The 13,912-nt window shown below is 58.3% G+C and carries 9 protein-coding genes and 4 pseudogenes; 7 read left to right on the top strand and 6 right to left on the bottom strand.

Annotation, left to right across the window (positions count from 1 at the left end):
• The first annotated feature begins 154 nt into the window (after nucleotides 1-154).
• Nucleotides 155-1,381 (top strand): ATP-grasp domain-containing protein, encoded by a 1,227-nt coding sequence (locus NKJ46_RS22880; RefSeq protein ID WP_352667819.1) that lies wholly within the window; start codon nucleotides 155-157, stop codon nucleotides 1,379-1,381.
• A 295-nt stretch (nucleotides 1,382-1,676) separates the two neighbouring features.
• Nucleotides 1,677-2,612 (top strand): prephenate/arogenate dehydrogenase family protein, encoded by a 936-nt coding sequence (locus NKJ46_RS22875; RefSeq protein WP_352667818.1) that lies wholly within the window; start codon nucleotides 1,677-1,679, stop codon nucleotides 2,610-2,612.
• Nucleotides 2,613-2,661: 49 nt separating this feature from the next.
• On the opposite strand, the pseudogene NKJ46_RS22870 reads toward NKJ46_RS22875, so the two are convergent.
• From NKJ46_RS22870 to NKJ46_RS22845, 5 genes and pseudogenes are all read right to left on the bottom strand, one after another.
• Nucleotides 2,662-2,823 (bottom strand): annotated as a pseudogene (locus tag NKJ46_RS22870) (IS21 family transposase); the annotation flags it as partial.
• 91 nt (nucleotides 2,824-2,914) lie between these two features.
• Nucleotides 2,915-3,818: pseudogene (locus NKJ46_RS34815) on the bottom strand (IS630 family transposase); the annotation flags it as partial.
• A gap of 382 nt (nucleotides 3,819-4,200) precedes the next feature.
• Nucleotides 4,201-4,687, bottom strand: a pseudogene (locus NKJ46_RS34810) (IS91 family transposase); the annotation flags it as partial.
• A gap of 71 nt (nucleotides 4,688-4,758) precedes the next feature.
• A pseudogene (locus NKJ46_RS22850) lies at nucleotides 4,759-4,947 on the bottom strand (tyrosine-type recombinase/integrase); the annotation flags it as partial.
• A gap of 343 nt (nucleotides 4,948-5,290) precedes the next feature.
• Nucleotides 5,291-6,604: an NAD(P)/FAD-dependent oxidoreductase gene (locus tag NKJ46_RS22845; protein ID WP_352667816.1), complete on the bottom strand. Its 1,314-nt coding sequence runs from the start codon at nucleotides 6,602-6,604 to the stop codon at nucleotides 5,291-5,293.
• An 88-nt stretch (nucleotides 6,605-6,692) separates the two neighbouring features.
• Here NKJ46_RS22845 and NKJ46_RS22840 point away from each other — a divergent pair, with 88 nt between their 5' ends.
• The 5 genes from NKJ46_RS22840 to NKJ46_RS22820 are packed head-to-tail and all read left to right on the top strand — an operon-like array spanning nucleotide 6,693 to nucleotide 13,060.
• Nucleotides 6,693-7,709 (top strand): dipeptidase, encoded by a 1,017-nt coding sequence (locus NKJ46_RS22840; protein WP_352667815.1) that lies wholly within the window; start codon nucleotides 6,693-6,695, stop codon nucleotides 7,707-7,709.
• Nucleotides 7,709-9,622, top strand: a complete 1,914-nt coding sequence (locus tag NKJ46_RS22835; RefSeq protein ID WP_352667814.1) for an ABC transporter ATP-binding protein — start codon at nucleotides 7,709-7,711, stop codon at nucleotides 9,620-9,622. Before NKJ46_RS22840 ends, NKJ46_RS22835 begins: the two co-directional genes overlap by 1 nt.
• Nucleotides 9,623-9,642: 20 nt before the next feature.
• On the top strand, nucleotides 9,643-11,235 hold the full coding sequence (locus NKJ46_RS22830) for an ABC transporter substrate-binding protein (protein ID WP_352667812.1): 1,593 nt from the start codon (nucleotides 9,643-9,645) through the stop codon (nucleotides 11,233-11,235).
• 28 nt (nucleotides 11,236-11,263) lie between these two features.
• Nucleotides 11,264-12,208, top strand: coding sequence for an ABC transporter permease (locus tag NKJ46_RS22825; RefSeq protein ID WP_352667810.1), 945 nt, complete (start codon nucleotides 11,264-11,266; stop codon nucleotides 12,206-12,208).
• A gap of 12 nt (nucleotides 12,209-12,220) precedes the next feature.
• Complete coding sequence (locus NKJ46_RS22820) at nucleotides 12,221-13,060, top strand: ABC transporter permease (RefSeq protein ID WP_352667809.1); 840 nt, start codon at nucleotides 12,221-12,223, stop codon at nucleotides 13,058-13,060.
• A gap of 102 nt (nucleotides 13,061-13,162) precedes the next feature.
• On the opposite strand, the gene NKJ46_RS22815 is transcribed toward NKJ46_RS22820, so the two are convergent.
• Nucleotides 13,163-13,870 carry a GntR family transcriptional regulator gene (locus NKJ46_RS22815; protein WP_352667806.1) on the bottom strand — a complete coding sequence of 236 codons (708 nt, stop codon included), beginning with the start codon at nucleotides 13,868-13,870 and terminating at the stop codon, nucleotides 13,163-13,165.
• Nucleotides 13,871-13,912: the final 42 nt, after the last annotated feature.

The following is a 13,912-nucleotide window of genomic DNA, read 5'->3' as shown; positions in this document are numbered from 1 at the left end:
AAATCGGCCCATTCAGTCGTGCAACAGATCCTACAAAACAAATTCACAAGTCTTCGCAACTGCAGACACCCGACAGTGGTACATTCCGTAAAAGGCCAATGCCAGCTTTACCCCTTGGACCGCTGCTCAGAACTAACGCCGGAGTTAACAGCCCATGACAAGAAGAGCGCTCATCCTGCTTGAAGGGACAAGGAGCAACGGTCTGCTATACGTGAAAGCAGCCCAGCGTCTTGGCCTTCATCCAATTACGCTGTCGGCTGATCCGACTAAACAAGACTATCTTGCGGCGGAAGGCCTTGAGGCAATCCGTATCGATACAGACAATCTCGATGCGCTGATCGACGAGTGTTCCCGGCTACATGCGACCTATGCAATTGCTGGCATTACGAGCTCCGACGAGTTGGTCTATGCGACAGTTGGCAAGCTCTGCCGACACTTCCATCTGCCAGGACCCAACCCCGCGTCCATCGAACGATGCTGCGACAAGTTCGCTCAACGTCAACTCCTCGCGCAGGCTGGCGTTCCAGTACCTGCTTATCGCATGGCAGCCAATGCGCCGGACGTGGAAAGCGCTGCTGCGGACATCGGCCTGCCCGTTGTTCTTAAGCCAGCCGTAGGCGTCGGCAGCATGGGTGTCCGATTGTGCCGCAACGTCGATGAGTTGGCCGAACATACGACCTATCTGTTAGGCGGGAAACACATATGGCGGTCTTCGCCTCGAATGCTGGTGGAAGAATTCGCGCAAGGCCCTTTCTATATAGCTCATATAATGGGAAATGAGGCCATTGGGATTGGGGCCGCCAACTTCGGCCCCCCACCGCATTTCGTCTTTCGGGGGGGCACATTTCCGGCCCTACTGACCGACGAGGAGTATAGAAGTATTGTCGATGTTTCGCTGAGCTGTTTGCCAGCGCTCGCCCTTGGCTGGGGGCCAACGTGCATTGAACTCCGGTGGACGAAGCGTGGCCCAGTCGTCATTGAAGTCAATCCGCGTCTTGGTGGCGGACCTAAACCGGTTCAGCTGGCTTACGGTATCGATCTCATCACCGAGCACATCAAGCTTGTCATTGGCCAGGAATGGGATTTACACAGAAGGCATTCCAATGTCGCGGGGTGGCGGGGCCTACTTCCTGATCGCGATGGCATCCTCGATTGGATCGATGGCGACAGGCGGGCGGCTGCCGTACAAGGTGTCGTCGAGGTCAAATTGTGTGTTGATCCCAAGGCGCCGATCGTCAGGAAAGGTGATTACCGAGACTATATAGGACATGTTATGGCCGTTTCACCCAGCCGTGCTCGGACCGAGGGGATACTTGAGCGTGCCGCCGACTTAATCAGTTGGTCGATAACACCATTTCCGACCATTGGCGAACAGCAATAATGAGCCAGCCCTTACCGGTTCGCGCAGGCGTAGGTGGCACCAGGCAAAAGGTGACCATCTCCGAACATTGGTGCCATCGAGAGCGGGAGAGGGGACGGGGTTTTCTGACGGGATCGCAGGCCTGACAAAGATCAATCCGCATGCCCGCAAGGGGTCGACGATTATTCAAGGCAGGCGGCTATATGCTGCGGCGGGTTGCAGGCTAGCGCATTCCCAATGCGTTGCGGATGACGGTCGGAACCGAAGCAGCCATCGCGGCTTAGTCGCCGCACACCGCATTCCTGAAAAGATAGTTATGTCAAAACCCCTGTTTGAAAAGATCGCTTTGGTCGGCATCGGTCTGATAGGCTCTTCACTGGCGCGAGTCATCTCCCGCGAGCGGCTGGGCGGCCATATCGCCATCACAACTCGTAGCGCCGAGACCCTGAAGCGGGCTGAGGACCTGAAGCTCGGCGACGACTATACAGCCGAAGCGAAGGAGGCGGTGCGCGGGGCCGGCCTTGTCATCGTCTCCGTGCCCGTCGGTGCCTCCGGCGCCGTTGTTGAGGAGATCGCACCGGTGCTTAAGAAGGGCGCTATCCTTACCGATGTCGGTTCCACCAAAGCCTCCGTGATCGCTCAGATGCAGCGCTTCGTACCGGAGGGCGTACACTTCATCCCCGGCCATCCGCTGACCGGCACGGAGATGTCAGGCCCTGACGCGGGTTTTGCCGAACTGTTCGAGAACCGCTGGTGCATCTTGACACCGCTGGAAGGCACCGACCCCGCCGCGCTAGAGAAGCTCTGCCAATTCTGGCGCCGTTGCGGCTCCAGCATAGACACGATGGACCCGCAGCACCATGACATGACGCTAGCGATCGTCTCGCACCTGCCGCACATCATCGCCTACAACATCGTCGGTATGGCGGACGACTTGGAGGCGGTGACAAAATGCGAGATCGTCAAATATTCGGCTTCCGGCTTCCGCGATTTCACTCGCCTCGCCGGCTCGGATCCCACCATGTGGCCCGACGTATGCCTGCACAACCGTGAGGCGATCCTCGAAATGCTGGCTCGATTTTCGGAGGATCTCGCCTCCCTCCAGCGGGCGATCCGCTGGGGCGAAGGCGATAAGCTGTTCGACCTGTTCACCCGCACGCGCGCCATCCGCCGCTCGATGGGGCAGGAACCAGGAATTCAGCCATCCTCAGGTGCACTAACAGCGGTACAAGGCCCCACGCGTCTGCCCTAGGGCCCCAGCCCCGCAGCGGCGTTATATTCGTCGTGACTCAGGGGGCAGGGTAGGCCGGAGCCTCGAGCCCGCGCGCAATGTATTTGCGCACCGGCTTGCGGTCGATCCCGCTCTCCCTGGCAATCGCCGACACCGACAGGCCCTGCCGATGCAAATCCAGTATCATCATCATCTCCCCGATCTTGATCACCGAAATCCCTCTCCCGACCATCAGGAGAAGCATCAACGATCACGCGCCGCCGGTCTCCCGGAGCGCGCTCCGGAAGACCGGCGACAGCGCTAAACTGGGGAAGATTCAAACGGCACTTCTGGGGAGTATTGAGCCGGCATCGACAGCCACAGGGCGCGTCGATGGTTCTGATGGCCTTTGCGCGCAGATGCGCCTTGAGCTTGGCGAAAGCCATTTCGATTGGGTTGAGATCGGGGCTGTAGGGCGGCAGGAAGAGCAGCATGCGCCTCTGGCCCGGATGGCTGCCTCGGCGGCCGGGCTCTTGTGGGCAGCGAGATTGTCGAGGATGACGATATCGCCCTTTGCCACTGTCGGAGCGAGCTGCGTTTCGACGTAGGTGTCGAAGATGCGCCGGTTCATCGGCGTGTCGACGACGAAAGGGCGGTGAGCCCATGGCAGTGCAGCCCGGCGATGAAGGTCTGCGTCTTCCAATGTCCGAACGGTGCCTTTGAGCGCAACCGTCGACCCTTCAGGCAGCGACCGCGCAGGCGCGTCATCTTCGTAGTGGTTCCGGTCTCGTCGATAACACCAGCCGGCGTGGCTCAAGCCGCATCCGCGGCTGGCGTTTGGCCCGCCACTGCAGGCGCGCCTTGCTGATGTCGGGTCGATCTTGCTCGCTGGCCAGCAGCGTTTTTTTTGAAGCGGCAGCCGTTCCTGATGAGCCAACGTGAGATCGAGGCGGGAGCCACCTGGACGCCTGCAGCAGCGGCCAGCTCGGCGGCAAGCTCCGGCATGGTGATGTCGTCCTTCTCGGCCACACAACCAAGCAGAAACGCATGATGCGGGTCGAGCTTGGAATGGCGGCGGCCTCCGCTAGCTTTGGGCGCCAGGCTCTCGGTCTTTCGTTAGTTCCTCATCAGGATCACGACGAACGAAACCGACACCCCAAAATGTGCCGGCGCCGCACGCCGCGAATGGCCAGCCTCGACAAACTGCACAACGCGTTCACGCAGATCGAGCGAATAGGGCCTGGGCATGGCAAATCACCTCCATGAGGAAGTGAATCTGGAGGGTTCTGTGTAGTCGCGGTGGCGATTGGGCGGGCACGCATGGGTCGCGACTACATTGAAGCCTGATTGAACTGAACCGCGGGATGGCGGGCGGGGCTATCGGGATTTAGGGCTCGACGGTGTGTCCGAGGCGCCGGAGCGGTCTCGCCGATCGCTCTTGGGCGGTCGCCCGTCGTTGCGATGCAGGACCATCTGCGACGCGAGAGACGGCGCCATTGGGTCGTTGACGCTGAGGTGCAGCGTTGCTGGCGACAGCCAGGCTGCGACTTTGACTAGCGGCGCGCAAAGGCCTTCGGCGACCGTAGCAGACGCCGGGATGGGCGGTGCGAGCGTGTCGGTGCGCAGCGTGTCATGAGGTGTCTGGCCAGGTCGGGGCCTTGCGCGGGATCGGGCCGAGCGAGGCCATTGCGCCGCCGCAGCCCGGACAGATGTCCAGGGAGCGCCCTGTGAGACAGCGGTAACACTGGCGATAGTCGGCCGACGGGTTCCGGCGTCAGCGGCCTGGGCCGCCAGAAGAAGACGGCACTGGCCGAGCTTGGCGACGCGGTGGCCGTGGCGAGGAGGCCGTAATGGCGGATGCGATGGAATCCGTCTGGAAGAGCGTGCAGCAGGAAGCGCCGGATGGACTCGTCGGCGCTTACGGTCATGAGCTTGTGCTTGGACTTGTCGTGGTGGCGATAGTCCTTCCAGCGGAAGCTGACCTTTCCCTGCTCCAGGCTCACGAGGCGGCTGTTGGCGATGGCGACGCGATGGGTGTAGCGGCCCAGATTGGCGAGGACCTGTTCGGGACCGCCGAACGGGGGCTTGGCGTAGACGGCCCATTCGATCTGGCCGGCATGGTCGCGGCGATAATCAGTTCGTGAAGGTGGAATACATCCCCACCAGATCCGGGCGCATGGCGCGCGGCTCAGCCGGGCGGCGTGATCTCCATGCGGAGTTGGTCAAAAGGACTGGCGCTCCGGCCGATCACAGCCGTTGAGACCTGGGCGTATAGTGTCGTCGTCGCCAGGCTGCGATGGCCCAGCAGCACCTGAACGATCCTTATGTCCGTGCCGGCTTCCAAAAGGTGGGTGGCGAAGCTGTGGCGAAGGGTGTGCTATAGCGCGGCGATCTGGAAGAGACCTGCGCGACAATCTGGATGAGACTCTCAGAGCGCGGTCACGGGCAAATTATCATGCTGATTGTCGCTGGCAAGGCTTTCGTCGTTTTCTGATTGGATGTCGCGAGGCGAGGGACCTTTGGGGCGGTGGGCGCCGCCTGGTGGCGCTGCGCCGCAGAGCCCTTAGCCTACGCTCTTCGGGCTCGCTCTTCCCGGCTCGGCCGCTGGCTTGTAGGGCAGGGATTGCCACTGTGGCCGGAACAGTCGCTGATCGACGCGGAACGTCGCGCCCCAGCAGGATCGCCTGCCGAACTTTTGCGGGCCGCAAAAGTCCAGCATCTTATAGACGCTTCCTCTTGAGAGAGAAGCGGGCCACAGAAAAAGACTCCATTTTAAGGCATGGCTGTCGTCCGAACAGGAGGTCTCCGACGATTTTGCCAGTTGTTGGGCCCTGCGTCAGGCCAAGATGACCGTGACCGAACGCATAAATTACGTGTGGGCTTGGACCAGAGCGGCCAATGACTGGCAGGCTATCTGGCGTGGCAGGCCGGTGACCCATCCACTCCACGCCTCCCTCTTCCTTCATGCCCGGAAGATAGAGCTTGGCGAGCTTAACGAGAGCTTTGGAGCGATCGAAGTTCGGCGCAGCCTTCAATCCGCCGAACTCGGCCGCCCCGCCGATCCGCAACCCGATCGAAAGCGGCGTCGCCACAAATTTTCGGTCTGCGAATATCACTTCCCGTTCCAGGGCAACCCCCGGCGAGGCGATCGTGGTGTTGTATCCGCGCTCGCTCTCGAGAAGCACGCGATCCCCCAATTGCATAGCGAGTTGTGCCGACCACGCGCCCGCTGCGATGACGATCTTTGCTGCCCTCAGTGTCTTGCCGCCGTTTAGCGTAAGCGCCGCACCGTCGGTTCTAGGCTCTACACGGTCAACCTGGCCTCGCAAGATCTCCGCGCCGTTATCGGCAAGCCAGCAGCGCAAAACGTCCACGATCCTCTTCGGATCCGAAACATGCGACCACTGAGGCGTGAACACCCCATTTTTCACTATCGGACCGAGCGCCGGTTCCATATGCCTGACCTGCGACGCCGACAACTCTTGGGTCACTACGCCCAGCGCACGCTTTGCATCCCACTCCGCCCTGTCGCGTCTCAGACCGCTTTCGCTCTCGTAGACCGTCAGCGCCCCCTTACAACACAGATCGTTCGCAAGGCCGACCGTGTTGAAGAGCGGCACGAGATCGTCATAGACGCGGCTGTTGATCTCCGCGAGCACGCCAGAAATCCGTCGCACTTCGGATGCTGAGCCCACTTTTGCGAACCGCCAAAGCCACGGGAATAAATGAGGCGTATGTCTGACCCGGACCGCTAGTGGGCCAAGCGGATCCAGAGCCCAGAAGGGCACTTTCTTCCACAATCCCGGGACAGACAGGGGTATCAATTCGGTTACGGCGATGCCGCCGGCGTTGCCGAATGACGCTTTGTCGCCCTCAGGGTCTCGGTCGATGATTGTGACAGCCGCTCCGCTCAGTAGCGCCTCGTAGGCAACACTCAGTCCGACAATGCCGGCGCCGACGACAATGACACTCATCCCAGCCATCAAACTTTCTCTCTTCTGGATACCAGATGTGAAACTGGCAACTGTATCCAATCTACAACGCCTTGACAATTCTGGATCCAAGTGGCATGGAACCGTATGCCTCGTTGGCCCGGCTGGCGAACTTTCTGGGAGGAATGGCTTGGACGCCGAAAGAATTCACCGCGATGCGGTCATAATCGATGCTGTGGCTCCGCTTCTTGAGCAGAAGAAATATGTGGAGTCCTACAAAGCTGGCGGCGTTACTTGCGCGGCCCCGACTGTCAACGCAGGCGAAGGTTCTCCTGCCGCGGCGTTAAAAGAGATCGGCAGTTGGCTGCACTCTATACGCTCCAGAAAAGACCTAAGGCTGGTGGAAAAGGCATCTGATATTGAGGCTGCGAAGCGCGATGGTCAGATGGGTATCTTATTCCATTTTCAGGGCACAGGACCGTTCGAGACAGAGCTTAATCTGGTCGAGGCCTTTCAAGCGCTGGGCTTGCGGATGGTGCAACTGACCTACAACAGGAAAGACTATGTTGGGGACGGATGCGAAGAAGAGATCGACGGCGGACTTAGCAGGTTTGGTAAGGCTCTTGTTCGGAGGCTGAACGAGAACAGAGTTATCGTCGACTGTACCCATACCGGCTATAAGACGACAATGGATGCCTTGTCGCTGACTACGAGACCTGCGGTCTTCTCTCATTCCAACTCTGCCGCCGTGTTTCCCAGCAAGAGAAACATCCAGGACGACCAAGCGAAGGCAGCAGCGGCCACAGGGGGGCTTGTCGGCATCACCTCTGTCCCGCAGTTCGTTGTGCCGGCCAACGGCGCCGCGGCGCGCCCGTCGCTTGACGACCTGATAGCGCATATCGATCATTTCGTAGCGCTCATCGGCATCGACCATGTCGGCCTGGGACTCGATTACTGGTGGGGAACTCTTCCGTTCTCCGACCTCGACACAGTGATCAGCCAGTGGGAGCAGGCTGTCAGGGGGGGGGCTTGGAACCCGGACGCCTACCCACGCCCACCCCATTACAACCCGCCGGAAATTGAAACGCCCGAAATGTTCCTCGGAATGACGGAGGGGCTTATTCGCCGCGGGTACGAGGAAGGCGACGTACGCAAGATACTGGGATTGAACTGGCTGCGTGTCTTCCGAGAAGTCTGGGGAGAGTGATGGAAGACCTTCGCACGCCTGGACCTAAACTTGTTGCGGTGCCTAGACAGCAGAGGACTCCTCCCGTCCTTTCAGTTTCTCATTTGGTCACCTCCTTCCGGGCGGGAGGTCGCTGGAATCCCGTTGTGAATGGCGTGTCGTTCGAGATCGGCGCGAGAGAGACTGTCGCCGTCGTAGGCGAATCCGGATCCGGCAAGAGCGTGACTGCGCTCTCGATCATGCGGCTCAACCGACCCGGTTCCAGCAAGGTCGACGGGTCGATCAAACTTAAGGGCAAGGAACTGCTCACCCTTTCGGATGCTGAGATGCGCGGCATTCGAGGCAATGAAATCGCGATGATCTTCCAGGAACCGATGACGTCGTTGAACCCGGTTCTGACTATCGGCTTTCAGACCGCAGAAGCGCTGATCCTGCATCGTGGCATGTCACGTCCGGAGGCTGAGGCGGAGGCGGTTAGACTGTTGGAAAGGGTGCGCATCCCAGCTGCGAAATCACGCTTCCACGAATATCCGCACCGCTTCTCGGGCGGAATGCGCCAACGCGTGATGATCGCGATGGCTTTAGCCTGCAAGCCGAAGCTCCTGATTGCGGACGAGCCGACAACGGCGCTCGACGTGACGATTCAGGCGCAAATCCTGGAACTCATCAAGGAGTTACAGCAGGAGGAGGGCATGTCCGTCCTCTTTATTACTCACGACATGGGTGTGCTCGCTGAGATAGCCGATCGCACGGTCGTCATGTATGACGGCCAGGCGGTCGAAACCGGACCCACCGAGGACATCTTCAACCACCCCGATCACCCCTATACCCGGTCGCTGCTGTCTGCCGTCCCAAGACTCGGCTCAATGAGGGGCCATAAGCGCCCAATGCGTTTCCCAGTTGTTGACCGAACGACTGGCGTATCCGATGTGCCGACTGAGGTGCCGGACACTGTCAAGCAGGCCGAGCGCCCAGTTCTCGAGGTCGCCGGTTTAACGAAGCGCTTCGAGATGCGCTCCAGCATGTTTTCCTCCGTCAGCGGGCGCGTTTTTGCGGTCGAGAATGTCTCCTTCAGTGTCACGAGCGGCGAGACTTTGGCGCTTGTCGGTGAATCCGGCTGCGGAAAGTCAACGACGGGCCGCGCTGTGATGCGCTTGACCGAGCCACTCTCAGGCTCGGTGCTGCTTGACGGAGTGGATTTGCTGAGCCTGAGCCAGAACGAATTGCGCAAGCAGCGCAATCGCATGCAAATGATTTTCCAGGATCCGTTCGCATCGCTCAATCCTCGTATGAATGTCGGCACCGCGATCGCCGAGCCTCTGCTGATCAACAATTTGGCGAGCCGCTCCCAAGCGCGAGACAAGGTCGCTGATCTCATGCAGCGCGTGGGTCTCTCGCCCGACATGGCCAAGCGCTTTCCGCATGAGTTCTCGGGCGGCCAGCGCCAGCGCATCTGTATCGCGCGTGCGCTCGGGGTCGAGCCGAGGCTAATCGTTGCAGACGAAGCTGTCTCGGCGCTCGACGTCTCGGTTAAGGCGCAGGTCATCAATTTGATGTTGGACCTACAGGCCCGCATGGGGCTCGCATATCTTTTCATCTCGCACGACATGGCTGTGGTCGAGCGGGTGAGCCATCGTGTGGCTGTGATGTATCTCGGAGAGATCGTCGAGACCGGTCCACGAGAAGCTATTTTCCAAAATCCGCAGCATCCCTACACAAAACGGCTGCTTGCGGCAGTGCCGATCGCCGATCCGGCGCGGCGCCTGCAGAGACGCCAGGTCTCTAATGATGAAATCAAGAGTCCGGTTCGGTCTGCAGATTACGTGCCACCTGTGCGCCAGTACCGCGAGGTCTCTCCCGGTCACGCAGTGATGGTCTGGGACGAGGAATGGGAAAAGGAGCAACCGTTGGGCATCTCAGCCTTTCGGCATTGAAACCAATAGAGGGAACGAAGATGAAGTTGAATGCAAATAGGTCGAAAAGACCGACGAAACAAGCACTGCTGGCCGCAGTCTTTGTTGGCGCCTTCTCCACAGCCGAAGCACAGGCGGACACGCTCCGCGTAATAGCCGGCAACCTAAAAATCGTAGATCCGATAGTCACGACGTCGGGAGACACGTTGGTGCATGCCTATTTGATCTACGACAAACTATTCGAGCTCGATGAAACCGGGGCGCCGCGCCCTGCTCTGGCCGACAAAGTTGATCTAAGCGACGATAAGAAAAGCTACTCGATCACGCTTCGCGACGGGCTGAAGTTCTCAGACGGTAGTCCGATGACGACCGATGACGTGATTCAGTCGCTCAGACGCTGGGTCTCTCAGGATCAGACCGGTAAGCTATTGGCAGCCCGTCTCAAGGATTTCGTTGCGGTGGACGACCTGACCTTTCGTATCGAGCTGAGTGAGCCGTTCGATGTCCCTGAGGCTCTTGCTCACATAACCGGCAACCCTGCTTTCATAATGCCAAAGCGAGTTGCCTCTCTCCCCCCCACCGAGCAACTCACCGACACGACTGGTTCCGGTCCATATGAATTCGACTATTCATCCTGGAAGCCAGGCGAAAAACGCATCTACACAAGAAACCCGGATTATGAGCCGAGAAACGATCCTGCGAGCTTCTATTCAGGTAAGAAGGAAGCCACCTTCGACAATATCGAGTTCTCCTATATTCCGGATGCAAACACTGCGATGGCTGCGATGCTGACCGGCAGCCAAGATATTTGGATCGGTGCACCCCTAGACAACGCTCTGTCTCTCCGGGACAACCTGAAACTAGTGGTGGCGAAGGGATTTTCCTCCCAAGGCCTGCTCGTCCTGAACCACGTGGTTCCCCCGTTAAACAACGTCAAACTGCGTAAAGCGCTCACCTCCCTCGCCGACCAGGAAGAAATCAACGCCGCTTCCGCAGGCGACGCGCAATTCTGGCGGGTCTGCTATGCTTATCTCACCTGCGAGGGAAGGTATGGAGACGAGACGGTATATACCGGACACCGGGGTCCCGCCGACCTTGATGCAGCAAAGAAGCTATTCGAGGAAGCTGGGTACGACGGAACGCCGTTTGTCATTCTTGATCCGACTGACTGGCCTTCAGCCCACGCAAGAGCCCTGTATATAGCGCAGCAATTGAGAAAAATCGGGGCCAAGGTCGACGTTCAGTCGATGGACTGGGCGACCCTGACCTCGCGCCGTACCTCCAAAGCCCCTGTTTCGGAGGGCGGATGGACCCTATTCCCCAACATTATGGAGGGCCAGCCGGCATCTTCTCCGCTGACGCACCTGATGCTCGCGTCAAACTGCGACAAGGCATGGTTTGGTTGGCCGTGCGACGAGAGGATTGAGGAACTTCGGACGTCGTTTATCGGCGCAGTCGATGAAAACCAGAAAAAGAAGATCGCGAGTGAGCTCCAGGCGCGAGCATCGGAATACGTGCCGTTTATCCTGACCGGGGAGACTAACGAGGCCGTAGTGTTCGGCGCCGATATCGAGGGCTTTGACTCCGAGGCTCCTGAGCCATTCTTCTGGAACATAAAGCGAAAGAGTAACTAGAACTCGTTTCTTCGGTGGGTCAGCTCGGATGATCAGATACCTCGTCACGCGAATTTTCTCTACCATCCCGGTCGTCGGCGTTGTGACAATTGTGGTGTTCGGACTGACCTACCTCAGCCCGGGGGATGCGGCGGTTGTGCTGGCGGGCGACTACGCGTCGCCCGCCCAGATTGCGGCGATTCGTGAAAAACTTCGCCTGGATGATCCAATGATCGTCCAATATTTTCATTGGCTTCAGAACGTGCTTCGAGGCGATCTTGGAGACTCGATCTTTTCGAGCCAACCTGTCTCGACTTTGATTATGTCGCGAGTAGAACCGACGATCATCCTTGCGATCGCAGCGACTTGTATCTCTCTAATAATCGCGGTGCCTCTTGGCCTCTTGGCAGCACGAAATCGCGGCGGCATTGCTGACCGAGTGGTCTCGCTCGTTGGTGTCGTGGGAACAGCGATACCTGCGTTTCTGATCGGGTATCTTCTAATTTTCACCTTTGGTGTTTACTTTGGTTCAATGCCGGTGGCGGGTTTCGCGCGACTCGAGAGCGGGTATTGGGAGCTTCTAAGACATGTCGTCCTTCCGGCGACCATGCTGGGATTCGCGCAGACAGCGCTTATCTCCCGGATCACAAGGGCCAGCGCGATCGAGGTTCTTGATCAGGATTTTATTCGTGTTGCGCGCGCGAAAGGCCTCGACGAAATCACTATTGTCGTTCGACATTGCCTTAAACTAATTGGGGTTCCCGTAATCACCATCGTCGGAGCCTCGTTCGCAGGAATGCTTGGTGGAGTGGTAATAACCGAGACGGTGTTTGCGATACCTGGGGTGGGGCAACTGCTTACTGAGGCCATCCAGCACGAGGACGTCCCGGTTATTCAAGGGGTGTTACTGGTAAGTGCCTGTGTCTATGTCTTGGTAAACCTTGTTGTGGACTTATCCTACCCACTTATCGACCCACGAATTCGATACACGTAAAGTGGGGAAGGTATGATGATTTCTTCCTCTTTGCGTCAGGTCTCACGACTTCCTGGGCCATTGCTCGTGGCGGCGCTGTTCGTGTTTCTGGTCGCGCTAATGTCCTATTTGGCTCCTCAAATAACCAGCGTTGACCCTTTGGAGATGAGCTCGAACTTGAGACTGAAGCCGCCTACCTACGGTCATATTTTGGGGACCGATATGTTTGGGCGCGACATCTTGGCGCGCGTCATTCATGGCGGGCAGGTCTCGCTCGCCATTGGCGTGGCTACGGCGTTCTTCGCGACAACGATCGGAACGATCTTTGGGCTCATTGCCGGCGCAGGGCAAGTATCAGACAAGATTTTAATGAGGTTCATGGACGGTCTGATGGCGATACCCGGGATCCTGCTCGCCATCGCCTTGGCAACCATCTTTGGTGGTGGGATGTTGACGGTAGTGATCGCCTTGGCAATACCAGAAGTGCCCGTCGTAGCGAGGCTGGTCAGAAGCTTGACCCTTACGCTCAAAGAACAAGTTTTTGTTGAGGCGGCGCGGTCGTGCGGCGCTAGTCCGCTTCGCGTGCTGTTCAAGTATATTCTGCCGAACGCGATGGCCCCGATCGCAGTGCAGGCCACCTATATCTGTGGGTTGGCCATATTATACGAAGCCTACCTTAGTTTTGTCGGCGTTGGGGTACCCCCCGAACACCCTAGCTGGGGAAATATCGTTGCCGAAGGGCGATCCTTTGCCCTGATCGCACCGTATCTGATATTGTATCCAAGCCTAGTGATCGCGGCCGTCGTACTCGCTATCAATTTGATAGGTGACGGCCTGCGCGACATGCTCGATCCGCGATTCACGTTTGCCTGACTGAGCGTCTCGGGAAGAGGCCAAATCGTGCTCCGGTGCAATCGCACATGTGAATAAGCAAAGCGCCTGGGGCAGGCGCTTCTTTGCCTCCGTGAAGTGCGACTACACCGCAGTGTCGCTCACTCGGCGCTTGTTGAGCGCTTCCAGAAGGTTATGACCAGCCCGGATTATGTGCCCTCGCATAAACTCCACGACGTTGCGGTCGCGTTCTGTGCACATGCTCAGAATTTGGCGATGTTCGCACTCTGCTTCTTCGAAGCCCGAAGTCAAAAGTAGCTGAATCCTGATATATCTATCAATCTGGACATTGATGCCTTGGAGAATGGCGAGTGTCTGAATGCGTCCCGCGGGCCGATAGAGACTGCGGTGAAACTCCCAGTTCAAAGCGCCTACCTTGGCAATGTCCCGCTTGTGATATGCCTCTTCGAGTCGCTTCAGAATTTGCGTGGAGTGAGCCAATTCTTCGTCCGAGAGATGCTCTAGAGAGCGGCCCAGAATATCGCACTCCAGCGTTGCCCGAAGTTCGAACAATTCCATGATCTGTTCGGATGGCAGTGTCGAAACAATCGCACCCTTGTGAATCTTGGAAACAATCAACCCGGCTGCTTCCAATTGGCGAAATGCCTCGCGCACAGGCATTCGGCTGCACTCGTATTCAGCTGCGATCGCCTCTTGTATGAGGGGGTCGCCCTCTTTGAACTCGCCACTGAGAATGCGCTCCCGCAAAGACTCCGACAGCGCCTCTGGTAGGCTCTGCCTCTGAAGACGGTATTTCGAGCGCTGCTTCTTCTGTTCTAACATCTTGTCCATTTTGGATACCAAAACCCAAATTTGAAAAGCTGGCTTTTCGCT

This window comes from Mesorhizobium sp. M0166 (assembly GCF_040322255.1).
GTDB lineage: Bacteria > Pseudomonadota > Alphaproteobacteria > Rhizobiales > Rhizobiaceae > Mesorhizobium.
The sequence above is the reverse complement of the archived record's forward strand: the minus strand, read 5'-3'. Positions and strand labels throughout refer to the sequence as shown.

Coding starts and splice junctions, on each gene's coding strand:
- NKJ46_RS22875 (WP_352667818.1), top strand. CDS start 1,677: ATGTCAAAACCCCTGTTTGAAAAGATCGCTTTGGTCGGCATCGGTCTG.
- NKJ46_RS22825 (WP_352667810.1), top strand. CDS start 11,264: ATGATCAGATACCTCGTCACGCGAATTTTCTCTACCATCCCGGTCGTC.
- NKJ46_RS22820 (WP_352667809.1), top strand. CDS start 12,221: ATGATGATTTCTTCCTCTTTGCGTCAGGTCTCACGACTTCCTGGGCCA.
- NKJ46_RS22880 (WP_352667819.1), top strand. CDS start 155: ATGACAAGAAGAGCGCTCATCCTGCTTGAAGGGACAAGGAGCAACGGT.
- NKJ46_RS22835 (WP_352667814.1), top strand. CDS start 7,709: ATGGAAGACCTTCGCACGCCTGGACCTAAACTTGTTGCGGTGCCTAGA.
- NKJ46_RS22815 (WP_352667806.1), bottom strand. CDS start 13,870: ATGGACAAGATGTTAGAACAGAAGAAGCAGCGCTCGAAATACCGTCTT.
- NKJ46_RS22830 (WP_352667812.1), top strand. CDS start 9,643: ATGAAGTTGAATGCAAATAGGTCGAAAAGACCGACGAAACAAGCACTG.